Below are 24,987 nucleotides of genomic sequence, written 5' to 3'. Positions count from 1 at the left end.
ACCTTGCAAGCCCACTATGCCAAGCCTTCATAGCGACAACCATGACCACCCCACTGCCCTGCTATCACTGCGCCCTGCCCGTTCCTCCCGGCAGCCGCTTCACCGCCGTTGTCCTGGGTGAAACTCGCGAACTCTGCTGCCCGGGTTGTCAGGCAGTGGCCGAGGCCATTGTCGCCGGTGGTTTGGAAAGCTATTACCAACACCGCAGCGAAGCATCGGCCAACCCCGAAACCCTCCCGGTCCAGTTGACCGATGAGCTGGTGCTGTACGACCGCCCGGACGTGCAGCAGTCGTTCGTGCGCCATGAAGGCGAGCTGGCCGAAACCACGCTGCTGATCGAAGGCATCAGTTGCGCCGCCTGCGGCTGGTTGATCGAAAAACAACTGCGCAGCCTGCCGGCCGTGGCCGAGGCGCGGCTGAACCTGTCCAATCACCGCCTGCATGTGCGCTGGGCCGACGCTCAATTACCACTGAGCACCCTGCTGGCCGAACTGCGCCAGATCGGCTACGTCGCCCATCCATACCAGGCCGACCAGGCCAGCGAACAACTGGCCGCGCAAAATCGCCTGGCCCTGCGCCAATTGGGCGTAGCCGGTTTGCTCTGGTTCCAGGCGATGATGGCGACCATGGCCACCTGGCCGGAATTCAACATCGACCTGAGCCCGGAGATGCACACCATCCTGCGCTGGGTCGCGCTGTTCCTCACCACACCTATCGTGTTCTACAGTTGCGCACCATTCTTCAAGGGTGCGATGCGCGACCTGCGCACCCGGCACCTGACCATGGATGTTTCGGTGTCCCTGGCCATTGGCGGTGCGTACGTTGCCGGGATCTGGACGTCCATCACCGGCGTGGGCGAGCTGTATTTCGATGCCGTGGGCATGTTCGCGCTATTTCTTCTGGCCGGTCGCTACCTGGAGCGCCGCGCCCGGGAGCGCACCGCTGCCGCCACCGCACAACTGGTCAATCTGCTGCCGGCCTCGTGCCTGCGCCTGGAAGATAACGGCCAGAGCGAACGTATCCTGCTCAGCGAATTGCGCACCGGTGACCGGGTACTGGTGCATCCCGGCGCGGTCCTGCCGGCCGACGGCAGAATCCTCGATGGCCAGTCCAGCGTCGACGAATCGTTGCTGACTGGCGAATACCTGCCACAACCTCGTCAAGTGGGCGACACGGTGACCGCTGGCACGCTTAACGTGGAGGGCGCATTGACGGTCCAGGTGCTGGCACTGGGGCAAGACACCCGGCTGTCGGCCATCGTGCGGTTGCTGGAACGGGCCCAGGCCGAGAAGCCGCGGCTGGCGGAAATCGCCGACCGCGCCGCCCAATGGTTCCTGCTGTTCTCCCTGGTCGCCGCGGCGGCCATCGGTCTGCTGTGGTGGCAACTGGATGCCTCTCGCGCCTTCTGGATCGTGCTGGCGATGCTGGTTGCCACCTGCCCTTGCGCGCTGTCTTTGGCCACGCCAACCGCCCTTACCGCCGCCACCGGCACGCTGCACAAGCTTGGCCTGCTGCTGACTCGCGGCCATGTGCTGGAAGGCCTGAACCAGATCGACACGGTGATTTTCGACAAGACCGGCACCCTCACCGAAGGTCGTCTGGCGTTGCGCGCCATTCGAACGCTGACGGCCCTGGACAGTGATCAATGCCTGGGCCTGGCCGCTGCCCTGGAGAATCGCTCCGAACACCCCATCGCCCGCGCCTTCGGCCGCGCGCCACTGGCCGCCGAGCAGGTGCAAAGCACCCCAGGACTGGGGCTGGAGGGTCTGGTGGGTGACCAGCGCCTGCGCATCGGTCAACCCGCCTTTGTCTGCGAACTCAGTGGCGCGGCGGTACCGGTGATGCCGGATGAGCCCGGACAATGGCTGCTGCTGGGTAACGACATCGGTCCGTTGGCCTGGTTCGTCCTCGACGACCGCTTGCGTGCCGACGCCCCAGCATTACTGGCCGCCTGCAAAGCCCGGGGCTGGCGCACACTTTTGCTGTCGGGCGACAGTTCGCCCATGGTTGCCAGTGTCGCCGCCGAACTGGGCATCGATGAAGCCCGCGGCGGTCTGCGCCCGGACGACAAACTGGCCGTGTTGCAGCAGTTGCACCAGCAGGGCCGCAAAGTGCTGATGCTCGGCGACGGGGTGAACGACGTGCCAGTGCTTGCGGCGGCGGACATCAGTGTCGCCATGGGCTCGGCCACCGACCTTGCCAAGACCAGCGCCGATGCGGTGCTGCTGTCCAACCGTCTCGATGCCCTGATCCACGCCTTCAGCCTGGCCCGGCGCACACGGCGGGTGATCATCGAGAACCTGGTCTGGGCGGCACTGTACAATGGTCTCATGTTGCCGTTCGCTGCCCTCGGCTGGATTACGCCAGTGTGGGCGGCGATCGGCATGTCCATCAGTTCGTTGACCGTGGTGTTGAATGCGCTGAGGCTGACTCGCCAGCCCAAGACGCAGGTTTTCGACGCCTCGCCCGATACCCGCCCGCTGCCGGCCTGAGCCGCGCGGGCATGGAGTTTCGACATGCCAGCTCTTTACGTGATGATCCCGGCCGCACTGCTGATCGTGGCCATCGCCGTCTACATCTTCTTCTGGGCCGTGGACAGCGGGCAGTACGACGACCTCGACGGTCCGGCCCACAGCATTCTGTTCGACGATCAGGATCCCAACCACAAAGCAGCGGTGGACGAAGCCGGCGGCGAGTCCCGCAAGCCGGACGACAAGGCCCCGCCCCATGCTTGATCTGGCGCCACTGTTGGTCTCGGCGCTCATCCTGGGTTTATTGGGCGGCGGGCATTGCCTGGGCATGTGCGGCGGCCTGATGGGCGCCCTGACCCTGGCGATTCCCAAGGAACAGCGCAGTCGGCGCTTTCGGTTGCTACTGGCCTACAACCTGGGGCGGATTCTGAGCTACGCCACCGCAGGGTTACTGATCGGGCTGGCCGGCTGGGCCGTGGCCAATAGCCCGGCGGCGATGATCATGCGGGTGCTGGCCGGCCTGCTGTTGATCGCCATGGGCCTGTACCTGGCAGGTTGGTGGAGCGGCCTGACCCGCATCGAAGGCATCGGTCGTGGCTTGTGGCGGCATATCCAGCCCGTCGCCAACCGCTTGTTGCCGGTGTCAAGCCTGCCACGAGCCTTGCTGCTCGGCGCGCTGTGGGGCTGGCTGCCGTGCGGATTGGTCTATAGCACCCTATTGTGGTCGGCCAGCCAGGGTAATGCGCTGGAGAGCGCGTTGCTGATGCTCGCCTTCGGCCTCGGCACCTGGCCGGTGTTACTCGCCACCGGCATGGCCGCCGAACGTATCACCGCCGTGTTGCGCAAACGCAGCGTGCGCATGGCCGGCGGGTTACTGGTGATTGTCTTTGGTCTCTGGACCCTGCCAGGGCCTCATCAGCATTGGCTCATGGGGCATTAACCCAGCGCGCCTCCATCGCGAGCAGGCTCGCTCCCACAGGGGTTTTGGGGCGGACACAGCTTTTGTAAAACAGCCCGATCCAAATGTGGGAGCGAGCCTGCTCGCGATTGGCCCTCGCCCAGATTCCACGCCCCGTTGACGCAAATCAAAACCATCCGGCGCCCACCCTCCTAAACTTGTGCCCATGCCAGCCTATCCGGGGAACGCCCGCATGCTCGACGCCATTCGTTGGGACTCAAACCTGATCCGCCGTTACGACCTGGCGGGGCCCCGCTACACCTCGTACCCGACCGCGGCGCAATTCGGTAGCCAGGTGGGAACCTTCGACCTGCTCCACGCCCTGCGCGACAGCCGCAAGGCCCTGAGGCCACTGTCGCTGTATGTGCATGTGCCGTTCTGCGCGAACATTTGCTACTACTGCGCCTGCAACAAGGTCATCACCAAGGACCGCGGCCGTGCGCACGTTTACCTGCAGCGCCTGGAACAGGAAATCCAGCTGATCGGCTGCCACCTCGACCCGGCGCAGCGCGTGGAACAATTGCACCTGGGCGGAGGCACCCCGACGTTCCTCAACCATGACCAATTGCGCCAGTTGATGGCCAGGTTGCGCCAACACCTCAACCTGCTGGAGGACGATTCCGGCGACTACGGCATCGAAATCGATCCTCGGGAAGCCGACTGGTCCACCATGGGCCTGCTGCGGGAACTGGGTTTCAACCGCGTCAGCATCGGCCTGCAAGACCTTGACCCGGCGGTGCAGCGCGCCGTCAATCGCCTGCAAAGCCTGGAAGAAACCCGCGCGGTGATCGAAGCCGCCCGGACCTTGCAGTTCCGCTCGATCAACATCGACCTGATTTACGGATTGCCCAAACAGACCCCGGAAAACTTCGCCCATACCGTCCAGGAAGTCATCAACCTGCAGCCGGACCGGCTTTCGGTGTTCAACTACGCGCACCTGCCGGAACGTTTCATGCCCCAGCGCCGCATCAATAGCCAGGACCTGCCGAATCCGCTGAAGAAACTGGCGATGCTGCAAGGCACCATCGAACAATTGACCGCCGCCGGTTACCGCTACATCGGCATGGATCACTTCGCCCTGCCCGACGACGAACTGGCGATTGCCCAGGAAGACGCCACCCTGCAACGCAACTTCCAGGGCTACACCACCCATGGTCACTGCGACCTGATCGGTCTCGGCGTGTCGGCCATCAGCCAGATCGGCGATTTGTACTGCCAGAACAGCAGCGACCTGAACCATTACCAGAACACCTTGGCCGACGGGCAACTGGCAACCAGTCGCGGTCTGCTGTGCAATGCCGACGACCGGCTGCGGCGCGCGGTGATCCAGCAACTGATCTGCCATTTCAACCTGGCATTCGCCGACATCGAGCAAACGTTCAACATCGATTTTCGCGGTTATTTCGCGCCGTTGTGGCCGCAATTGCAGGCTATGGCCGAAGACGGCCTCATTGAGTTAAACAGCGCCCACATCAAGATACTGCCCGCCGGGCGCCTGCTGGCGCGTTCGGTGTGCATGGTCTTCGATGCCTATCTGGAACAACACAATCGACAGCGCTTCTCCCGAGTCATCTGAGCGCGACAATTTGACGACGAAAGCCCACTGGCCGGAGTACCTGCGCTGGGTTACCCTTACGGCTTATGTGTGTTTTCCCACAAGGATTTAAGAAATGTCCGAGCCAGTCAAACTGCGCGCTCACAGCCAGACTCACTGCAAGGATTGCAGCCTGGCCCCTCTCTGCTTGCCACTTTCGCTGAATCTGGAGGATATGGACGCGCTGGACGAAATTGTTAAACGGGGTCGACCGTTAAAAAAAGGTGAGTTCCTGTTTCGCCAGGGTGACACCTTCGATTCCGTCTATGCAGTGCGCTCGGGCGCCTTGAAAACCTTCAATCTGAGCGATGGCGGCGAAGAACAGCTCACCGGCTTCCACCTGCCCAGCGAGCTGGTGGGTCTGTCGGGCATGGACACCGAGACCCATCCCGTCTCGGCCCAGGCGCTGGAAACCACCTCGGTGTGCGAGATCCCCTTCGATCACCTGGACGAGCTGGCTTTGCAACTGCCGCAACTGCGCCGTCAGTTGATGCGGGTCATGAGCCGGGAGATCCGCGACGATCAGCAAATGATGCTGCTGCTCTCGAAAAAAACCGCCGACGAGCGCATCGCTACGTTCCTGGTCAACCTCTCGGCACGCTTCCGCGCCCGCGGATTCTCGGCCAACCAGTTCCGCCTGAGCATGTCGCGCAACGAAATCGGCAACTACCTGGGCCTGGCGGTGGAAACCGTGTCCCGGGTATTCACCCGTTTCCAGCAGAACGAATTGATCGCCGCCGAAGGCAAGGAGATCCACATTCTCGACCCGATCCAGCTCTGTGCCCTGGCGGGTGGCTCGATCGAAGGCTGACGAGCATGCGCGGCTGAGGGATTTTTTCTACCGCGCTATACTCCGGCGTTTGCAGCCTGCCAGGACACCTCGACGATGGTCTTCGATTCCTTCGACATCAAATCCCTGATCCGCCCCGTGATCGACTTCCCCAAGCCAGGCGTGATCTTTCGCGACATTACCCCACTGTTCCAGTCCCCCACCGCACTGCGGCTGGTGATGGACAGCTTCGCCCATCGTTATGTCGAGGCCGAGTTCACCCACATTGGCGCAATGGATGCGCGGGGCTTCCTGATCGGCTCGATCCTGGCCTATCAACTGAACAAGCCCCTGGTGCTATTTCGCAAGCAAGGCAAGCTGCCGGCGGATGTACTGGCCGAGGGTTACCAGACCGAATACGGCGAAGCCTTCCTTGAAGTGCATGCCGACAGCCTGTGCGAGGGTGACTCTGTGGTGATGTTCGATGACCTGATCGCCACTGGCGGCACGCTGATCGCCGCCGCCAACCTGATCCGCCGCATGGGCGCCAAGGTCCACGAAGCCGCGGCGATCATCGACCTGCCGGAGTTGCTTGGCTCTCAACGTTTGGAAGACATGGGGATACCGACGTTCTGCCTGACGCAGTTTTCGCTGAGCGAAAGATAACGCCCGTCATTAGCACACAAACCTCATGTGGGAGCGAGCCTGCTCGCGATAGCGGCGTGTCAGCCGACATCAATGGTGACTGACACACCGCTATCGCGAGCAGGCTCGCTCCCACAGGGTTCTTCGTGGCAGTTATAAAGCGATCGGCTTGCGCCCGGCAAACGAATGCGCCAGCGTCCCGCCGTCCACCAGTTCCAGCTCGCCACCCAGCGGCACCCCATGAGCGATGCGTGAGGCGACCAGGCCTTTGTTGTTGAGCAACTGCGCGATGTAGTGGGCGGTGGCTTCGCCTTCGACCGTCGGGTTGGTGGCGAGGATGACTTCCGTGAAAGTACCGGCCTCTTCGATCCGCGCCATCAGCTGCGGAATGCCGATAGCTTCCGGGCCGAGGCCGTCGAGCGGAGACAAATGCCCCTTGAGCACGAAATAACGGCCGCGAAAGCCAGTTTGCTCCACGGCGTACACATCCATGGGGCCTTCCACGACGCATAGCAGGCTGTCATCCCGACGCGGGTCGGCGCATTGCGGGCAGAGGTCGTCTTCAGTGAGGGTGCGGCATAAGCGGCAATGCCCTACTCCTTCCATGGCCTGGCTCAAGGCCAGAGCCAGACGCGAACCGCCGCTGCGATCACGTTCAAGCAATTGCAACGCCATGCGCTGGGCAGTTTTCTGACCCACACCCGGCAAAGTTCGCAGGGCGTCGATCAGTTGGCGAATCAAAGGGCTGAAGCTCATGGAGGAAATGTCCGACATAACAACGAGACGCGGTTTATACCCGCGCCTCCGATTAGCGTCAAATACTCAATCCTGCGCCACCCGCACCACCAACTTGCCGAAGTTGCGCCCTTCCAGCAGGCCGATAAAGGCCTGCGGCGCATTCTCAAGGCCGTCGACCACGTCTTCGCGGAACTTGACCTTGCCATCACGAACCCAGGGCGCCATGGCGCTGATGAATTCCGGCTGACGGCCACTGAAGTCGTCGAACACGATAAACCCCTGGATCCGCACGCGCTTGGTCAGCAATGTGCGCTGCAATTGCGGCAAGCGATCCGGCCCGCTCGGGGCTTCATGCTCATTGTAGGAAGCGATCAGGCCACAGAGCGGAATGCGCGCCTTGGCGTTGAGCAACGGCACCACTGCGTCGAAAACCTTGCCACCGACGTTCTCGTAATAGATGTCGATACCCTTGTTGCAAGCCCGGGCCAGTTCCTCGGCAAAGTCATCGTGCTTGTGATCGATGCAAGCGTCGAACCCCAACTCGTCGACCACGTACTTGCATTTCTCGGGGCCGCCGGCCACGCCGACCACCCGCAGGCCCTTGATCTTCGCCACTTGGCCGACCACCGAGCCAACGGCGCCCGAGGCCGCCGCGACCACCAGGGTTTCCCCGGCCTTCGGCTGGCCGATTTCCATCAATCCCATGTACGCGGTCATGCCCGGCATGCCCAGCACACCCAGCGCCATCGACGGGCTGGGCAGCCCGGACGGGATCGGAATGACATTGCGACCATCGCTGACAGTGTGGCTCTGCCACCCCGTAGCGCCCACCACCAGATCCCCCTCCTGAAACTTCGGATGCATTGAACGCTCAACCCGGCTGACAGCACCGCCGGTCATCACCTCATCGATTTCCACCGGCGCAGCGTAGGAAGGTGCATCACTCATGCGTCCACGCATGTAAGGGTCCAATGAGAGAAACAGCGTCTTGAGCAGAATCTGCCCGTCCGCCAGCTCCGGCAGCGTCATCTGCTCCAGGCGGAAGTTGTCCGGGGTGGGTGCGCCTGTGGGGCGGGAGGCGAGGACGATGCGCTGGTGGGTGGTCGATGCTTGTGACATGGAAGCGTCTCCTTGATCGTTGAGTGGGACCTATAGAAAGCAGACCATTGCCGGCGGGGCGGCGTTCGATGTTTTGTTCAGTGGGTACTGGTGGGAGCAAGGCTTGCCCGCGATGCAGTCGCCCGGTTTGTCGCGGCGGCGCGTCATCGTTCATCGCGGGCAAGCCTTGCTCCCACAGGTAAGGTTTCTCCCACAGATAAGGTTTCTCCCACAGGTAAGGTTTCTCCCACAGGTAAGGTTTCTCCCACAGATAAGGTTTCTACCGCATGTGAGGTTTCTACCGGACTCGCCTTGTGACACAAACAAAAATGCCAGGCGCGATGCCTGGCATTGTATGTAGCCCATCCCGACCGGGGTGGCGAGTCAGAACGGCAGTTTCATGCCCGGCGGCAGTTGCATGCCAGCGGTCATGCCGGACATTTTGTCCTGGCTGTTGGCTTCGATCTTGCGCACCGCGTCATTGACGGCGGCGGCGAACAGGGCTTCGAGCATTTCCTTGTCGTCTTCGCTCAGGCCTTCAACCACGCTCGGGTCGATGCTGACCCGCTTGATGTCGTGGCGACCGGTCATGACCACGGTCACCATGTCGCCGCCGGACTTGCCGGTGACTTCAGCGTTGGCCAGTTCTTCCTGCATCTTGGCCATTTTTTCCTGCATCTGCTGCGCCTGCTTCATCAGGCCGGCCATGCCACCTTTCATCATGGGAATCACCTCGAAAGTACTTGGATAAACACCGCGCCCGGCCCGTTCAGCCCGGCGCTTTCAGTTATAAGCCCTGGGTTACCGGGGCCTCGACAGGTTCGATAGTATCGTGACGGACCACGGCGCCGAACTGTTGCATCATTTGCTGGATGAACGGGTCACTGTGGATCGACTCCTCGGCTTCGCGCTGACGGTCGGCACGGCGGCGGGACGCAGCCTGGGCCGGCGTCTCCTGCTCAGGCTTGATCAGCTCGATGCTCAGCGTCAGGGTGCGCTGATGATACTGGTTCAGCGCATCGTTGAGGCGGCGCTGCTGAGTGGCGTTGAACAGCGCGCTATGGGCCGGATCCAGGTGCAGCAGCCAGTGGTCGCCCTCCACGGAGATCAACGTACAGTTGGCCGCAATACTGCCGGTCATGCCAGTAATCGGCAGTTTCGGGAACAGCTCCAGCCATTGCAGGGCCAGTCCGGTAGCCGGCATCGCCGCCGGTTCAGGCTCGGGCTCCGGAGCCGGCTCGGCGGTGTGCTCACTGGCCAGTTCGTCCAGATAGCTGTAGGCCGAATCCATGTCCGGCTCGATGTAATCCTCGTCCAGTGGAGGCTCATCATCCAGGTCCATGCCCGGCGTGGCGACATCAACGTCCGCCACCGTAGGCTCGGGTACCGGAGCGGCAGCCCACTCGGGTGCGTCGGGCACCACGCTGTCGGGCGTGGGCATCGGCATCGGCGGCAGCTCGGGTTGCTCGGCGACGGTTTCCAGCACCGGCTCCACGGCGGGCTGCTGGACGACCGGGGCCTCGACCGGGTCGTTCCAGGGCAGGTCGACCACTTTTTCGGCGACCGGCTCCGGCAACGCCTCGACGACAGGCTCGGGCTCAGGCTCGGGCACCGCGACGACAGGCTCAGGGGCCGGTTGCGCCACCACTGGCGGAGCAGAAGCCACTGCCGGCGCAACGACGGGCGCGGCAGCCACTGGCTTGGCGGAATCAGCTGTGGCCTGGCTGATCCCCACTGGCTTTAGCGGTTGCCTCGGGGCGTTTTCCGTGTCGGCCGGCCGGAACGCGAGCATTCGCAGCAGCACCATTTCAAAACCACCGCGCGGATCCGGCGCCAGGGGCAAGTCACGACGGCCGATCAGCCCCATCTGGTAATAGAACTGCACGTCTTCGGCCGGCAGTGCCTGAGCCAGTGCCAGCACCCGATCGCGGTCGCCATGACCGTTATCGACCCCCTCAGGCAAGGCCTGGGCGATGGCGACACGGTGCAATACGTTGAGAATTTCCGAAAGCACACCATTCCAGTCCGGCCCCTGCTCGGCCAAGTGACGCACCGCTTCGAGCAGCGCCTTGGCGTCACCTTCGATCAGCGCATGCAACACGTCGTAGACCTGACCGTGGTCCAGGGTGCCAAGCATGGCCCGCACATCGGCGGCCATGACCTTGCCTTCACCAAAGGCAATGGCCTGGTCGGTCAGGCTCATGGCGTCACGCATCGAACCATCGGCGGCGCGACCCAGCAGCCACAGCGCATCGTCTTCGAACGGCACGTTCTCGACACCCAACACGTGGGTCAGATGCTCAACGACCCGCTCCGGCGTCATGTTCTTCAGGGAGAACTGCAGGCAGCGGGACAAAATCGTTGCAGGAAGCTTCTGCGGGTCGGTGGTTGCCAGGATGAACTTGACGTAAGGCGGCGGCTCTTCGAGGGTCTTGAGCAGCGCATTGAAGGAATGGCTGGAAAGCATGTGCACTTCGTCGATCAGGTAGACCTTGAAGCGTCCGCGGCTTGGCGCGTACTGCACGTTGTCGAGCAGCTCGCGGGTGTCTTCGACCTTGGTGCGGCTGGCGGCGTCGATCTCGATCAGGTCGACGAAACGGCCTTCGTCGATTTCCCGGCATACCGAGCACTCGCCACACGGCGTCGAGGTAATGCCGGTTTCACAGTTCAGGCACTTGGCGATGATCCGCGCGATGGTCGTCTTGCCGACGCCGCGCGTGCCGGTGAACAGGTAGGCGTGATGCAGCCGCTGGCTGTCCAAGGCATTGATCAGGGCCTTGAGCACATGGGTCTGGCCGACCATTTCGCGGAACGAGCGCGGACGCCATTTACGTGCAAGAACCTGATAACTCATCGAAAACCATCGCCACTGGAAAGCAGAAGCGGCTAATGCTAGCGGAGCAGGGGCGAAATTGCATCCGGTGTGCTCGTCTAATCTGTCTAAGCTTGGGTCAGGGGCCCGATTGTCGGCAGGATTTTGCACCATCAGGAGAGTTTATGCGTTCGGCCATGGGGGCTTTGCTGTTAATGGGTTCAGGGTGTTTTGCTGCCGAAACCCCGTTGCGTTTCGCCATCACCGACAGCTGGGCCATGCCCATGGTGCAGACTGAAGAAGGCCGCCCGATCCAGGGCATCATCCCCGAGGTCATGACCCGCCTGGCGACCCAGGTGGGGATGCCGGCGCAGTTTCATGTCCTGGCCCGCGCCCGGCTGGACAATGCCATGAAACATGGCGAAGTCGACGTACGGTGTTATGTCATCCCCGATTGGGTAAAGGATACGGGGGGCGATTACCTGTGGAGCGTCCCGCTGTTTTTCCAGCGTGACGTGCTGGTGGGCATGGCCAGCGCCCCCACGGAGGTGACGCCCGCGACCCTGCCCCACCAGCCTGTCGGGACCGTGCTCAGTTATGCCTACCCGACCTTGCAACCGCTCTTCGACGGCGGGGATCTGCGACGTGACGATGCACGCAGCCAGGAACAAGTCCTGGCAAAACTGCTGGCCGGCCGCTATCGCTATGCGGTCAGCAATCAATGGGCGCTGGAGTGGTTCAATCAGCAGCATACCCCTGACCGGCAGCTGCGCGCCGTGGCTGTGCTCCAGGAGCGTATGTTGGGCTGTTATGTGCGCGACGATCCGAAAATCCCGGCACAACGCATTCTGCGCACCTTATTGAAAATGAAAACCTCGGGGGAAATCGACGCGATCATCCAGCGCTACACCGGCCATAGAGAGTCGCCGGGCAGCGGATCCGATTCGCCCTGAAGGTCGGGCCGATGCTGCCATTGCGGCGGCGAAACAAATCCCCTCACCCAGTCGGGTACTTGTTCAGGCGGCATGGGCCGGGCGATGAAATAGCCTTGAGCCACTTCGCAACCCAGGCGCAACAGCAGTTGGCCATGCTCCAGGCTGTCCAGTCCCTCCGCCACCACCTGGCGACCAAACGCCCTGGCCAAACCGATGATCGCGTCGGTCAGCGCCAGATCATCCCGGTCATTGAGTATGTCGCGGACAAAGGTCTTGTCGATCTTGATGGTCTGCGTGCGCAGGTGTTTGAGGTCATTGAGCGAACAGTATCCCGTGCCAAAACCGCCCAGGGAAAACCCCACGCCCAAGGCCTGGCACGCCTGGAGACAGGCGCTGACGTGGGCAAGGTTTTCCACCGCGACGGATTCAACGATCTGTAGATCCAACATCCGCGGCGACACCGCCGGGTGGCGTTGCAGCACCTGCCGCAACCGCTCGACGAAATCCGCCCGCTGGAAATGCCGCGCCGAGATATTGATGCTCACCGGCCAGACCTGCCCGGCGTGCTGCCATTGCTGCAACTGAATCAGCACCTGTTCCATGACCCACTCGCCGATCTCGACGATCAGGTCGGTCTCCTCTACCAGTGGCAGGAACTCCCGGGGCGGCACCAGGCCCCGTTGTGGGTGTTTCCAGCGCAGCAACGCCTCCAGGCCCACCACCGTGCCATGGCGCATATTGACCTTGGGCTGGAAATGCAGCCGCAACTCGTTGTCCGCCAGCGCCTGCCGGACCCGCTCGACGGTCTGGTAAGTGACCCGCACTTCCTGGTCCCGGGACACGTCGAACAAATGAAAGCGATTGCGACCGCTCTGCTTGGCCACGTACATCGCCTGGTCAGCGTGGCGCAGCAAGGTATCAGCGTCTTCGTTGTCACCGGGAAACAGGGTGACGCCAATGCTGGCGAAAACCTTGATGTCTTTACCATCAATGGCATACGGCAAGGAGACGGCAATCAGCACCCGGTTCAACGCGGCATGCAATTCATCAAGCCCGCGCACATGGCGCAACACGAGCACAAACTCATCGCCAGCCAGCCGCGCCACCACATCCTCACCGCGTACAATGCTGCGCAGGCGCCTGGCGACCTCCACCAGCAACTGATCCCCACTGGCATGGCCGTGACCGTCGTTCACGGCCTTGAAGCCATCCAGGTCGAGCATGCACACCGCCAGGGGCAAGTTCTGCGCCCTGGAAAATTCCAGGGCCTGGTCCAGCAGATCGGACAGGTAAGTGCGGTTGGGCAATCCGGTCAACACATCGTGACCGACCCGCCATTGCAGCGAATGCAACAACTGACGCTTCTCGCTGACATCAAAACGAATCGCCAGGTAGCGCTCGATCTTACCGGTCGCATCGTCGATCACCGGCACCAGGGTGGTATCGACCCAATGCAGCGTACCGTCCTTGGCCCGGTTGCAGATTTCGCCCTTCCAGACCTGACCCAGGGCGATGGTGCGCCACATGGCGCTGAAGAACTCGCCAGGGTGCTGGCCAGAGTTGATCAGGCGATGGTTAGCCCCCAACAGCTCAGCACGCGGGTAGCCAAAAAGCTTACAGAATTGGTCGTTGACGTAGGTAATGCGCCCGCTCAGATCGGTTTCAGAAAAAATCGCGGCGGCGTCAACGGCTCTGCGGTACTTCTTATCCATCGAAGCAGTCATCCATGAGTCAGGCTCATTTGTCGCGCGCGGTTGCACCGCCCCAGGACAGGCGAAAAATCAACTAGGCTCAAACACCTTGAGATACGCTGGAGCGCGGGCCGTGGCGGTGCTACCTGAAGGCGCCAAGCGTCGCCTTGTGTACAAAAAGAAAACGCAAGGCCCACCCTTTTCGCACATCCAGGCTTCTGAAGCAGGTCACCAAATGCCCGTGCCAAAGGCCGATTCTACGAAACGCATCACATTTTGCAAAGCAAGGTGATGAATCATGCGGTTGCCTAATGCAAAAATCTATCGTTAAGTTCTTGATTCTAAATGGGAATTAAGCGATGCAAATTTCAAGTTTGGGTCCGGCCATCAGACGCTATCGCAAAGTAGCGGGGCTTACTCAGGCTGAACTTGGCGAAAAAACCGGTTTTGACCCTAAAACCATCAGCCGTTTCGAAACCGGCACCTACACCCCGAGCGTCGAAGCCTTGGTCTTGCTTGCCGACAAACTGGATGTACAGCTCAAAGCGTTTTTTGCCGACATGGACGACGAGGACGAACAGCGGGCATACCTGTTTGGCGTCATACACAAAGCCACCGCAAAGGATTTGGGGAAGCTGATTGCGGCGGTAGACCAGGCACTGGCGAAGCCTTGAAGCGGTAATGCAAAAGAAAAGCCCGGCCTGTCGATGAGCGACAGACCGGGCTTCTCTTTCGGTGTTTGGTTGTTCTGCCACACCAGAATCCAGGCAGCAGAAAGCGACGATAAATATCGTTTGGTAAATAAAAGAAATATGGAATATTCGCAAACCTTACGAACGAAGGCTTGGGCGTTATGGAGGCAACCCCACCAGCCACACCCCGGCACACAATGTTCCCGCTGTGGCTGCTTCCTTCCGGATCTGACCAGGTTCACGGGTAATCGTTGCGGGGGGACCGATGGGGTCACCATAACGACGCCCGCCTGACGGCGAGCCGCGCCATTGTACCTATCTGACGAGAAGTTACAACCGTTCGCGCCGGATTAAAAAACTGAAGATGTTCAAGCACTTGCCTGTGAGAACAAAGCCTGCTCCCGCAAGCCGGGCTGCTACAGCAACACCTCGTCAGCGCGGCCGCCCTCCTCCTGGATCACCAGATGGATGAAATGCAGCTTGGTGATCACCGCGGCCGGTACGACGAACGGATAAAAATCCGGCTGGCCCATGCTGCGCGACAGTTCGTTGAGCATGCCGGCCAGTTCGATCCAGGCGTTGACGAACGATAGGAAGGCCACACCGCCGCTGTGCGCAGGGTCGAACAAGGTCTCGGGCGGAAACGGTTGGTAGTCGAAATCCATTTCCCCGGCGCTCATGCCAAAACCCAGGGCCGTGTCCACCGCGTCCATCATGTGCAGGTAATGCGCCCAGGTTTCCGCCCAGTCTTCCCAGGGATGCATGGTGGCGTAGGCGCTGACGTAGTGAGTTTGCCAGTCCAGCGGCGCGCCGTGCTGGTAGTGGCGCTCCAAGGCATCGGAATAGCTGGCCCGCTCGTCGCCAAACTGCTCGCGAAACGCCTCGAGCCAGTGGCTGTTGGCGATCAACCGGTCCCAGTAGTAGTGCCCCACCTCATGACGAAAGTGCCCGAGCAAGGTGCGGTACGGCTCGTGCATCTGCTGGCGCACGAGCTCGCGGTGGGCATCGTCGGCCTCTTTGATGTCGAGCGTGACCAACCCGCTGGCGTGGCCGGTGGTCGGAGGGGTGCCGTTGAGATCAACGCCGATGAAATCGAAGGCCAGCCCCTCACTTTCACTGACGGTTTTGGGGATGACTGGCAAACCGAGGGTGATCAATTGCGCCACCAGCCGGCGCTTGGCGGTTTCGACCTTGCACCAGCGTTCGGAGTTTTCCGGGATCGACAGGTCTGGAATGGTGCGGTTCAGGCTGCAGGCGATACACAAGGTGTCGCGCCCATTGGCCGGCAGCAACCAATTGCAGGCCGCCGGCGTGTCGAGGTTGGCGCAACGGCGGAACAATCCGGCGTGCGGGTCGGCATCCAGGGTCCAGGTGCCGGGCTGCTCGCCGGCTTGCAGGGACGACAAGCGGCTTTGCTCGGGCTGATAGCCCAGCACTGCCTGGCAGGCCAGGCACTGGCTGTTGCGAAAAAACAGCGACTGGCCGCAACGACACGGCCAGATCTTGCTGTTACGCGAGCGATCGCCGGCAAAGGGCGCGGCGATGCGTGAACTCAGCTGCTCGAAGAAGCGGTACATGGTGATCTCCCGGGGCCTGCAAGACTAGATCCCCCCCTGTGCGTGATCGTTCCCGGGCGCTGCACCACAGGCATCCGATAAACCGTGGCGAGGGAGCTTGCTCCGGCTGTTGCGACCCGACATCTCGGGAAAGATCCCGATCGATCACAGCACCTCGGCACAAAACACGGCAGGCGTGACAATCCGCGTGCGTCCTATGTGCCCAAGCTGCAAGAGACCGGCGCGGCGATCACCGGTCACCAGATAGTCCGCGTCGCCTGCAAGGGCCATGGCCAGTAAAAACGAGTCATCCGGATCATCGGCTTCGACCTCGATGGTCAGACGCTCCAGTACAACTGCCCTTTGCAGGTTATTGATCATGGCGCCCACTTTAGCGGGCTGAAGGATGGCCTGGAGCTTGGGATAGCGGCTGGCTCGGCGGATTTCATCGAGTTGCATCCGCGAGGTCACTACTTCAAAACGCGCCGCTCGCCAGGCGCGGTAAATAGCATCGGGGGCACCGTGCGGCGAAATCAGAGCGCTGAACAGGATGTTGGTATCCAACACGACCCGCATCAGCGCTTACGTGCCCAGTCGAGAGCCTCATCGACCATTGAGGTCAATTGCGTTTCGCTCAGATTGGCTGTTGCGGCCTTGGCCTGTTCGGCCGTCAGTTCCAGAATGTGTGCCTGTACCGCTTCTTCGATGAAGCGCGACAGATCGCCTTTGCGGCCACCGCCCTGGCTGGCCAGAAACATGCGAAGCGACTGGTCGGTGTCAGCCGAGACGGCGACATTCCAACGGATGGTACTCATGGCGTTCCCCTTGATAGGTGTTTGTGTGTTTATACACCTATATTTTGCAGCCACGCAACGCTAGCAAAGCCTTTTACTAACCAATAAACGGTCCCGGTTCCCCTCTTCCGAAAATAGGTGACGCAAAAAATGTGATGGACTTATTTAAAGCGGAACGGAGAGCATCCCTGCCGACTTTCCCACGCAGGAGCGTGGGAAATGGTCAAATTGTAAGCTCCGATGTAGGACGTTGCAGGAGCGGCTACCCCGCCTTGCGCCATTGCCTACAACTACGCCAGAATCCGCCGGCTTGTGCGCCTATGGGCCGGGCCTTATCGTTTCCGGGTCGCTGACGAATCAGCGATCGGGTTTAGCGACCCGGATCATTCTAGGTGCATAAGCGGTCAATGCTTCGCTGCAGGTCTAACTGCAATGACGTTATGGCGGCTGTATGTGGGAGACCTTCGAGTCTGCCGGGTGCCTATGACCGGTTCGCTAACCTGCGTGCAGCCGCCACCATTTCTGTTTAGCGACAGGCCTTGGTGGCTCCATCCCATAGGAGCGTCACCATGTTCAAAGCAACACCCAACCCACCAGACACCGATCCAACATCCCCGCACAAAACCGCCGCCGCCAAAAAACTCGACGAAGCCGCCGAGCGCGCCCTCGACTTCTACCTGAAACCAAAACCGGAACAGCCGGAGGCCGACCCCACACCCGGCCAGCTCTTCACGGTGATTAACGGCATCGACACCGAATGCCTGCTCGCCAACCTCAGTGAAACCCTGGCTTCGGCCGATGCCATGATCAGTGATCTGGCTTCTGAGCTGGAGGGTTCCCGGCGGCATGTTGCGCTGGGTATTCAGCAGTTGATTGAGCTGGGAGGTTTGCTGGCGAATCGGGCGCTGGATAACGTCGATCCGCGCTAGCCGACTCTCCACATAACCCTGTGGCGAGGGGATTTATCCCCGCTGGGCCGCGCAGCGGCCCTCAAACCAGGCACCACGATGCAACAGGTAGGCCGTGCCAGCCGGTTTGCGACTGCTGCGCAGTCGAGCGGGGATAAATCCCCTCGCCACAATGAATCCGAGTTTCCTGGCGACATGACTAAACCGTGATGCCGTGCTGACTCAAAAACGCCACAAACGCTTCTTCATCCAGCACCTTCAGCCCCAGTTCGTTGGCCTTGGTCAGTTTCGAGCCCGCTCCTGGCCCGGCGACGACGCAGTGGGTTTTCGCCGACACGGAACCGGCCACCTTGGCCCCCAGGCTTTCCAGCTTGTCCTTGGCGACATCGCGGCTCATCAACTCCAGCGAGCCGGTCAGCACCCAGGTGTGTCCCGCCTCGGGCAAACCTTCGACAACCTTCTTCTCGCTCTGCCAGTGCATGCCGAAGTCGGCTAATTGCGTTTGGGCTGTCAATGAGCGCTGACGATTTTCCTCGACGGCAAAAAAATCCCGTACAGCACTGGCTTGCTTCTTTGGCAATGCCTGGTTCATAGCTAGCCAGTCATCTGTCTTTACGGCTTCGATGACAGCTTCAAGAGAGCCGAACTTGTCCGCCAGTTTCTGCGCCCCGCCCGGCCCGACCGAGGGAATGTCCAGTTTGTCCAGAAAACCACCCAAGGTAGTGCTGGCGGAGAATTCAGCGCCGAGTTCACCCTGGTCCTGAATATCCAGGCCATGGCGCAGCAGGTCCTTGATCACCTGGCGGTTGTGCGGGTCTTCGAAGAAGCTGTGGATCTCGTGAGCCACTTCCAGGCCAACGTCCGGCAAGTACGTGAGCACTTGCGGCAAGGCCGCTTGCACACGCTCCAGTGAACCGAGGGAGCGGGCCAGGACCTTGGCGGTTTCCTCGCCCACGTCCGGGATGCCGAGGGCGTAGATGAAGCGCGCCAGGCTCGGCTTCTTGCTGTCGACGATGGCCGCCAACAGGTTCTTGCTCGACAGCTCGGCGAAGCCTTCCAGGTCAACCACCTGCTCGAAGGTCAGTGCATACAGATCGGCAGGCGAACCCACCAGACCTTCATCGACCAACTGTTCGACGCTCTTCTCGCCCAGGCCTTCGATGTCCATGGCCCGGCGCGACACGAAATGAATGATTGCCTGCTTGAGCTGGGCGCCACAGGCCAGACGGCCGACGCAACGGTACACCGCGCCCTCGCTGATGGTTTCGCGGCCCTTGCTGCGCTTGATCAGTTGCGTGCGTTCCACATGGGAGCCACACACCGGGCACTGTTGCGGAATTTCAACGGGGCGGGCGTTTTCCGGGCGACGTTCGGTGACCACTTGCACCACTTGCGGGATCACGTCACCGGCGCGGCGGATAATCACCGTGTCACCGATCATCAGACCCAGGCGCGCCACTTCGTCCATGTTGTGCAGCGTGGCGTTGGCCACGGTCACGCCGGCCACCTTGACCGGCTTGAGTCGCGCAACGGGTGTTACAGCGCCGGTGCGGCCGACCTGGAACTCGACATCCAACAGTTCGGTGAGCTCTTCGCTGGCCGGGAATTTATGGGCGATGGCCCAGCGCGGTTCCCGGGCGCGGAAACCCAGTTCGCGCTGGGAGGCGATGCTGTTGACCTTGAACACCACGCCGTCAATTTCGTAAGGCAGCGCGTTACGCCGCTCGCCGATGTCGCGGTAGTAATCCAGACACTCGTCGATGCCGTGGGCCAGTTTCAATTCGCGGCTGATGGGCAGACCCCAAGCCTTGAGTTGCTTGAGATTGCCGATGTGGGTGTCGGCAATGTCCGCCGTCACCTGACCGATGCCGTAGCAGCAGAATTCCAGGGGACGATTGGCGGTGATCTTCGAATCCAGCTGGCGCAGGCTGCCCGCAGCCGCGTTGCGCGGATTGGCGAAGGTCTTGCCGCCCGCCTCCAGTTGCGTGGCGTTGAGACGCTCGAAACCGGCCTTGGACATGTACACCTCACCACGCACTTCCAGCACCGGCGGCCAGCCACTGCCCTGCAGTTTGAGAGGGATATTGCGCACCGTGCGTACGTTGACGCTGATGTCTTCGCCGGTGGTTCCGTCGCCGCGCGTGGCGCCGCGCACCAGCAGACCGTCCTGGTACAACAGGCTGACCGCCAGGCCATCGAGCTTCGGCTCACAGCTGTACTCCACCGCCGCGCCACCACCCAGCAAGTCGCCCATGGGCAGGTCGAGACCTTCGGTCACGCGGCGGTCGAATTCGCGCAGGGTGGTTTCGTCGAAGGCGTTACCCAGGCTGAGCATCGGGATTTCATGACGGACCTGGCTGAAGGCTGACAGCGCAACACTGCCGACACGCTGGGTCGGGGAATCACTGGTCACCAGTTCCGGGTGTTGCTCTTCCAGGGCCTTGAGCTCATGGAACAGGCGGTCGTACTCGGCGTCCGGAATGCTCGGCTCATCGAGAACGTGGTAGCGGTAGTTGTGCTGATCCAGCTCGGTACGCAGCTGTTGGATGCGGGTTTGGACGGCAGTCATGGATGTTCTCTCATAAAGCAAAAGAGCAGCCTAGGCTGCTCATTCTCAATACTTCGATCGCATGTAGGCGCTGTAGGAGCTGACGAGTGCAACGAGGCTGCGATCTTTCCCCAGACACTTGAATCTCAAGCGAAAGGTCAAAAGATCGCAGCCTTCGGCAGCTCCTACAGGGCCAGCAATCGTTGGCCTCAGCGTTTCTGGGTCAGCGCCCGGCGTTCGAATTCGACGATGCGCTGACGGTAGTGTTCGATGGTCTGGGCGGTCAGCACGCTGCGCTGGTCATCCTTCAGTTCGCCGTTGAGCTCCTGGGACAGCTTGCGCGCCGCCGCCACCATCACATCAAACGCCTGCTTGGGATGACGCGGGCCGGGCAAGCCGAGGAAGAAGCTCACCGCCGGGGTGCTGAAATGGTCGATGTCGTCCAGGTCGAACACGCCAGGCTTGACCGCGTTGGCCATGGAGAACAGCACCTCGCCGTTGCCGGCCATGCTTTCATGGCGGTGGAAAATGTCCATCTCGCCAAAACGCAGGCCGCTCTCCAGGATGTTCTGCAACAGCGCCGGGCCCTTGAAGCCGGCCGGGTCACGGCAGATCACGCTGATCACCAGCACTTCCTCGGCCTGGGCCTGGTCCTTGTCGCCACGCACGGGTTTGCTCTCGTCCGGGAAGTCATCGTCGCGACTGCTGAAGCTCGGGCCGCCATCCAGATCGAGATTGAGGTTCAGGTCACCCTGGGACGGTTCGCTGTTGCGTTTGCCGCGCTTGGAGCCCGATTCCCGTGGCTCGCGCACTGGCGCGCTCATCGACGGCAGGTCGTGCTCATCCAGTTGCGGCTCCTTATGGGTATCCAGCACCCGGGGCGGGCCCAACAGCTCGGCATTGCCATCGTCATCCGGCAGGTTCGACAGGCTGCGGTCGAGGCGAAACTTGAGTTTCCCCTTGCCGCCACGCATGCGGCGCCAGCCGTCGAAAAGAATACCGGCAATGACAATAATGCCGATGACGATCAGCCACTCGCGCAGACCGATTTCCATGTAATCCCGTGCCTCTATAAAAATGCTGAAAAATAAGGGGCTTAGCTATGTGCAAACCGCTTTAAAACGTGGCGCCAACTCTATGTTCTGAATGGCGTTTTGCCCACGCATACGAAAAATTGACATTAAACTAGCACGACCAAAGATAACTTTACACTGTTAGGTGCAGCTACAAGCGGCAAGCTGACAGCGATCTCACGTGCCCCTTGCAGCTTGCAGCTCGAAGCTCGTCGCTAGCCGTCCACCATCGCCATCGCCTCCTCCACGTCCACCGCCACCAGTCGCGAGCAACCTGGCTCATGCATGGTCACGCCCATCAACTGGTCGGCCATTTCCATGGCGATTTTGTTGTGGGTGATGTAGATGAACTGCACCGTTTCAGACATCTCTTTTACCAGCCGTGCATAACGCCCCACGTTGGCGTCGTCCAGCGGCGCGTCCACCTCGTCGAGCATGCAGAACGGCGCCGGGTTCAATTTGAAAATGGCAAAAACCAGAGCCAATGCCGTCAGCGCTTTTTCACCCCCGGAGAGCAAATGGATGGTGCTGTTCTTCTTGCCCGGGGGACGCGCCATGATGGTCACCCCTGTATCGAGTAAATCTTCGCCCGTCAGTTCCAAGTAAGCGCTGCCACCACCGAAAACTTTCGGGAAAAGTGCCTGCAAACCGCCGTTGATCTGATCAAAGGTATCCTTGAAGCGATTACGGGTTTCCTTGTCGATCTTGCGGATGACGTTTTCCAGGGTCTGCAGCGCTTCCACCAGATCGTCGTTCTGGGCATCCAGATAACGTTTGCGCTCGGACTGCTGCTGATACTCGTCGATGGCCGCCAGGTTGATGGCGCCCAGACGCTGGATGCGGGCAGCGATGCGTTCCAATTCTTCTTCGGCGTCTTTCTCGTTGGCCCCGGCCACCAACGTGGCGAGCACGCCGTCGAGATCGTAGCCGTCTTCCAGCAACTGGTCCTGCAAGGCTTTGCGGCGCACGGTCAGGGCTTGCCATTCCATCCGTTGCTGTTCCATCTGGCTACGGATCAGTTGGGACTGCTGTTCGGCCTGGCTGCGGCGCTTTTCGGCGTCGCGCAGTTCGCGGTCGGCGTCTTCCAGGGCAATTTGCGCAGTCTTGAGTTCCTCATCAACGCTCATGCGCTTGTCGAGCAACTCTTCGAGTTTGAGGCGCAACTCTTCCAGCGGCGCTTCGCCCTCCTCCAGATTCAGACTCAATTGCTCGCGTTTTTCGGTCAGGCGTTCGGACTGCATTTCCAGCCGTTCCAACGCTTGGCGCGTGGAGTCGTACTGAGCCTTGAGCGAGCCCAGGCGGACCGCCAACTGATGAGCGTGATCCTTGTGCTGACGGGCATCCTGGCGCACCCGATCGAGGCGTTCGCGCAGACTGTCGCGCTGAGCCAGCAGCAACTCGCGCTGCTCGGTGTCCACGGCCATGGCATCGAGGGCTTCCTGCAGTTGCAGGCGCGCTTCACCGATCTGCTCATGTTCCAGCGCCCGTTGCTCGCCCAGCTCGGCGATTTCTTCCTCAAGGCGCGTGCGGCGCAAGGCCAGTTGTTCAACCTTGGCCTTGCCGGCCGACAACTGCGCCTTGAGTTCGCCCTGCTGGCGTGCTTCATCCTGCAACAGCCGACGCAAATGTTCGCGGCCGTTCTCCTGCTGACGCTGTTGCGCCCGCAGATTTTGTAATTCGGTTTCCAGGGCTTCGACGCTCGCTTCGCGCTCTTCGCGCTCGGCGCTCAGGCGCTGGATTTCCTGGCCCCGGGCGAGCATGCCGCTCTCGGCTTCGCTGGCCCGGCGCACCCGCAGGAAATGCCGGCCGACCCAATAGCCGTCCCGACTGATCAGGCTTTCACCGGCCGCCAGTTGTCCGCGCAGGGCCAAGGCCTGTTCAAGGCTATCCACCGGTTTCACCTGCCCCAACCAGGGAGACAGATCGACCTGGGCCTCGACTTTATCCAGCAAGCTGCCCGGCACCCGCACGCCATCGCCAGCGGGGCTGAGCAGGCGCAGATCACCTTGAGTGAAGCCCGACAGATCGAAGCCTGCGAAGTCATCCACCAGCACCGCTTGCAGATCGGCGCCCAGCACGGTTTCCACCGCCAGCTCCCAGCCGGCATCGACCTTCAGGCCTTCGGCCAGTCGCGGGCGCTCGGCCAGATGCTGGTCGCGCAGCCATTCGGCGGTGCCGGTGCCAGGGTCCAGCGCGGCTTGCTGCAAGGCCTCCAGCGACGCCAGACGGCCATTGAGGCGCTGCAATTCGCCCTGGGCCTGTTGCTGATTCTGCAGAGCCAGTTGCAAGGCTTGGCGCAGTTGTTCGAGCCGTTCGACCTGGGCGTCTTCGCTGGCCTGCAAGTCTTCAAGGGTGGCTTCGCTGGCAGCCAGCTGTTCACTCAGATCAATAATCGCCGCGTCTTCGGGGTCCGCCGCGAGCAAGGCGCGCTCTTCGGCCAAGCGGCGCTGGCGCTCGGCCAGGCGTTCCATGCTGGCTTCCAATTGCTGGATACGCGACTGCTGGACTTCGGCCTGACGCCGCGGCTCGGCAGAGGTCAGGTTGAAACTGTCCCACTGCTCCTGCCAGCCGTGCATGGTCAGCTCGGCTTCTTCCAGGGCCGCGGCAGCCTCTTCGGCAGCGGCGCTGGTGAGTTCCTGTTCCGGCGTGAGCCGGTCCAGTTCTTCGCCAAGGGTCAGCAGCAACGTGCGGTCGTGGCCCAGGTGGGATTCGGTTTCCAGGCGCGCCCGCTCGGCTTCTTTCAAGTCATCCTGCAACTGGCGCAGCCGTTGCTGACCGTGCTGGATGCTCTGCTCGACCCGGGCGATGTCGCCACCCACCGAATAGAAGCGCCCTTGCACCAGGTTGAAGCGTTCGGACAGGTCGTGGTGACCGTCGCGCAAGCGCTCAATGGCGGCGTCGGCATTGCGCTGCTCGGCCACCAGGGCTTCGAAGCTGACCTCCTGGTTGCCGATGATCGCCTCGCGCTGGCCGACCTGCTCGTTCAGCGCCTGCCAACGCAAGGCCGAAAGCTGGGCCTTGAGCTGACGCTCTTCGCCCTTGTACTCCTGATACTTCTTGGCGGCCTCGGCCTGGCGGTGCAAGCGTTCGAGTTGGCGTTCGAGTTCTTCGCGCAGGTCGGTCAGGCGGGCCAGGTTCTCATGGGTGCGACGGATGCGGTTTTCGGTCTCGCGCCGCCGCTCCTTGTATTTGGAAATACCGGCGGCTTCTTCGATGAAGTTGCGCAGGTCTTCAGGCTTGGCTTCGATCAGCTTGGAGATCATGCCCTGCTCGATGATCGAGTAGCTGCGCGGGCCGAGGCCGGTGCCGAGGAAAATATCGGTGATGTCGCGACGTCGGCACTTGGTGCCGTTGAGGAAATAACTGTTCTGGCTGTCGCGGGTTACTTTGCGGCGGATGGAGATTTCCGCATATGCCGCGTACTCGCCGATCAGGGTCCCGTCGGAATTGTCGAACACCAGTTCGATGCTCGCCTGGCTCACCGGTTTGCGACTGGTGGAGCCGTTGAAGATGACGTCGGTCATCGACTCGCCGCGCAGATTCTTGGCCGAGCTCTCGCCCATCACCCAGCGTACGGCGTCGATGATGTTCGACTTGCCGCAACCGTTGGGCCCGACCACCGCCGCCATGTTACTGGGGAAGTTCACCGTGGTCGGGTCGACGAAGGATTTGAACCCCGCCAGTTTGATGCACTTGAGCCGCACG

20 protein-coding genes and 1 other RNA gene are annotated in these 24,987 nt (G+C 61.5%); 9 read left to right on the top strand and 12 right to left on the bottom strand.

Features of this window, described 5'->3' with window-relative positions:
• The first annotated feature begins 41 nt into the window (after window positions 1-41).
• From MA884_RS10080 to MA884_RS10055, 6 genes are all read left to right on the top strand, one after another.
• Window positions 42-2,492, top strand: coding sequence for a heavy metal translocating P-type ATPase (locus MA884_RS10080; protein ID WP_256230357.1), 2,451 nt, complete (start codon window positions 42-44; stop codon window positions 2,490-2,492).
• Window positions 2,493-2,516: 24 nt separating this feature from the next.
• Window positions 2,517-2,735 (top strand): cbb3-type cytochrome oxidase assembly protein CcoS, encoded by a 219-nt coding sequence (ccoS, locus tag MA884_RS10075; RefSeq protein WP_256230356.1) that lies wholly within the window; start codon window positions 2,517-2,519, stop codon window positions 2,733-2,735.
• A complete protein-coding gene (locus tag MA884_RS10070; RefSeq protein WP_256230355.1) occupies window positions 2,728-3,411 on the top strand; it encodes a sulfite exporter TauE/SafE family protein in 684 nt (227 codons plus the stop codon). The genes ccoS and MA884_RS10070 overlap by 8 nt, the downstream gene beginning before the upstream one ends.
• A 211-nt stretch (window positions 3,412-3,622) precedes the next feature.
• A complete protein-coding gene (gene hemN / locus MA884_RS10065) occupies window positions 3,623-5,005 on the top strand; it encodes an oxygen-independent coproporphyrinogen III oxidase (protein ID WP_256230354.1) in 1,383 nt (460 codons plus the stop codon).
• A 94-nt stretch (window positions 5,006-5,099) separates the two neighbouring features.
• The gene (gene fnr, locus MA884_RS10060; protein ID WP_256230352.1) at window positions 5,100-5,834 is read left to right on the top strand and encodes a fumarate/nitrate reduction transcriptional regulator Fnr; all 735 of its coding nucleotides are present in this window, start codon (window positions 5,100-5,102) and stop codon (window positions 5,832-5,834) included.
• Window positions 5,835-5,909: 75 nt separating this feature from the next.
• Window positions 5,910-6,458: an adenine phosphoribosyltransferase gene (locus MA884_RS10055; RefSeq protein WP_041020481.1), complete on the top strand. Its 549-nt coding sequence runs from the start codon at window positions 5,910-5,912 to the stop codon at window positions 6,456-6,458.
• A gap of 132 nt (window positions 6,459-6,590) precedes the next feature.
• Here MA884_RS10055 and recR read toward each other — a convergent pair whose 3' ends face one another.
• The 4 genes from recR to dnaX form a co-directional block, all read right to left on the bottom strand.
• The gene (gene recR, locus MA884_RS10050) at window positions 6,591-7,193 is read right to left on the bottom strand and encodes a recombination mediator RecR (protein WP_256230351.1); all 603 of its coding nucleotides are present in this window, start codon (window positions 7,191-7,193) and stop codon (window positions 6,591-6,593) included.
• Between the two features lie 66 nt (window positions 7,194-7,259).
• Window positions 7,260-8,294, bottom strand: coding sequence for an NADP-dependent oxidoreductase (locus tag MA884_RS10045; protein WP_256230350.1), 1,035 nt, complete (start codon window positions 8,292-8,294; stop codon window positions 7,260-7,262).
• A gap of 363 nt (window positions 8,295-8,657) precedes the next feature.
• Window positions 8,658-8,996, bottom strand: coding sequence for a YbaB/EbfC family nucleoid-associated protein (locus tag MA884_RS10040; RefSeq protein ID WP_003183512.1), 339 nt, complete (start codon window positions 8,994-8,996; stop codon window positions 8,658-8,660).
• A 64-nt stretch (window positions 8,997-9,060) separates the two neighbouring features.
• Window positions 9,061-11,127 (bottom strand): DNA polymerase III subunit gamma/tau, encoded by a 2,067-nt coding sequence (dnaX, locus tag MA884_RS10035; protein ID WP_256230349.1) that lies wholly within the window; start codon window positions 11,125-11,127, stop codon window positions 9,061-9,063.
• 143 nt (window positions 11,128-11,270) lie between these two features.
• Between dnaX and MA884_RS10030 the strand changes: the two genes are divergently transcribed.
• Window positions 11,271-12,038 (top strand): ABC transporter substrate-binding protein, encoded by a 768-nt coding sequence (locus MA884_RS10030; RefSeq protein ID WP_256230348.1) that lies wholly within the window; start codon window positions 11,271-11,273, stop codon window positions 12,036-12,038.
• On the opposite strand, the gene MA884_RS10025 is transcribed toward MA884_RS10030, so the two are convergent.
• Window positions 11,990-13,732, bottom strand: coding sequence for a bifunctional diguanylate cyclase/phosphodiesterase (locus MA884_RS10025; protein ID WP_256230346.1), 1,743 nt, complete (start codon window positions 13,730-13,732; stop codon window positions 11,990-11,992). The two genes, MA884_RS10030 and MA884_RS10025, sit on opposite strands and share 49 nt — an antisense overlap.
• Window positions 13,733-14,070: 338 nt before the next feature.
• Here MA884_RS10025 and MA884_RS10020 point away from each other — a divergent pair, with 338 nt between their 5' ends.
• Window positions 14,071-14,385, top strand: coding sequence for a helix-turn-helix domain-containing protein (locus tag MA884_RS10020; protein WP_256230345.1), 315 nt, complete (start codon window positions 14,071-14,073; stop codon window positions 14,383-14,385).
• Between the two features lie 189 nt (window positions 14,386-14,574).
• Here the strand turns inward: MA884_RS10020 and ffs are convergent.
• The 4 genes from ffs to MA884_RS10000 form a co-directional block, all read right to left on the bottom strand.
• Window positions 14,575-14,671, bottom strand: an RNA gene (ffs, locus tag MA884_RS10015) — signal recognition particle sRNA small type.
• A gap of 148 nt (window positions 14,672-14,819) precedes the next feature.
• Window positions 14,820-15,980, bottom strand: coding sequence for a putative zinc-binding metallopeptidase (locus MA884_RS10010; RefSeq protein WP_256230344.1), 1,161 nt, complete (start codon window positions 15,978-15,980; stop codon window positions 14,820-14,822).
• A gap of 144 nt (window positions 15,981-16,124) precedes the next feature.
• Window positions 16,125-16,535 carry a putative toxin-antitoxin system toxin component, PIN family gene (locus MA884_RS10005; RefSeq protein ID WP_256230343.1) on the bottom strand — a complete coding sequence of 137 codons (411 nt, stop codon included), beginning with the start codon at window positions 16,533-16,535 and terminating at the stop codon, window positions 16,125-16,127.
• Window positions 16,535-16,774 (bottom strand): ribbon-helix-helix domain-containing protein, encoded by a 240-nt coding sequence (locus MA884_RS10000; protein ID WP_092459033.1) that lies wholly within the window; start codon window positions 16,772-16,774, stop codon window positions 16,535-16,537. The genes MA884_RS10005 and MA884_RS10000 overlap by 1 nt, the downstream gene beginning before the upstream one ends.
• 548 nt (window positions 16,775-17,322) lie before the next feature.
• On the opposite strand from MA884_RS10000, the gene MA884_RS09995 reads away from it, so the two are divergent.
• The gene (locus tag MA884_RS09995; RefSeq protein WP_256230341.1) at window positions 17,323-17,682 is read left to right on the top strand and encodes a DUF6124 family protein; all 360 of its coding nucleotides are present in this window, start codon (window positions 17,323-17,325) and stop codon (window positions 17,680-17,682) included.
• A gap of 178 nt (window positions 17,683-17,860) precedes the next feature.
• Here the strand turns inward: MA884_RS09995 and ligA are convergent, their stop codons facing one another.
• The 3 genes from ligA to smc form a co-directional block, all read right to left on the bottom strand.
• Complete coding sequence (ligA, locus tag MA884_RS09990) at window positions 17,861-20,230, bottom strand: NAD-dependent DNA ligase LigA (RefSeq protein WP_256230340.1); 2,370 nt, start codon at window positions 20,228-20,230, stop codon at window positions 17,861-17,863.
• 188 nt (window positions 20,231-20,418) lie between these two features.
• On the bottom strand, window positions 20,419-21,264 hold the full coding sequence (gene zipA / locus MA884_RS09985; protein ID WP_256230339.1) for a cell division protein ZipA: 846 nt from the start codon (window positions 21,262-21,264) through the stop codon (window positions 20,419-20,421).
• 233 nt (window positions 21,265-21,497) lie between these two features.
• The gene (gene smc, locus MA884_RS09980; protein WP_256230337.1) at window positions 21,498-24,986 is read right to left on the bottom strand and encodes a chromosome segregation protein SMC; all 3,489 of its coding nucleotides are present in this window, start codon (window positions 24,984-24,986) and stop codon (window positions 21,498-21,500) included.
• Between the last annotated feature and the right edge of the window lies 1 nt (window position 24,987).

The organism is Pseudomonas sp. Q11 (genome assembly GCF_024494355.1).
Classification (GTDB): domain Bacteria; phylum Pseudomonadota; class Gammaproteobacteria; order Pseudomonadales; family Pseudomonadaceae; genus Aquipseudomonas; species Aquipseudomonas hefeiensis.
Note: the sequence above shows the minus strand (reverse complement) of the source record. Positions and strands in the feature narration are given on the sequence as shown.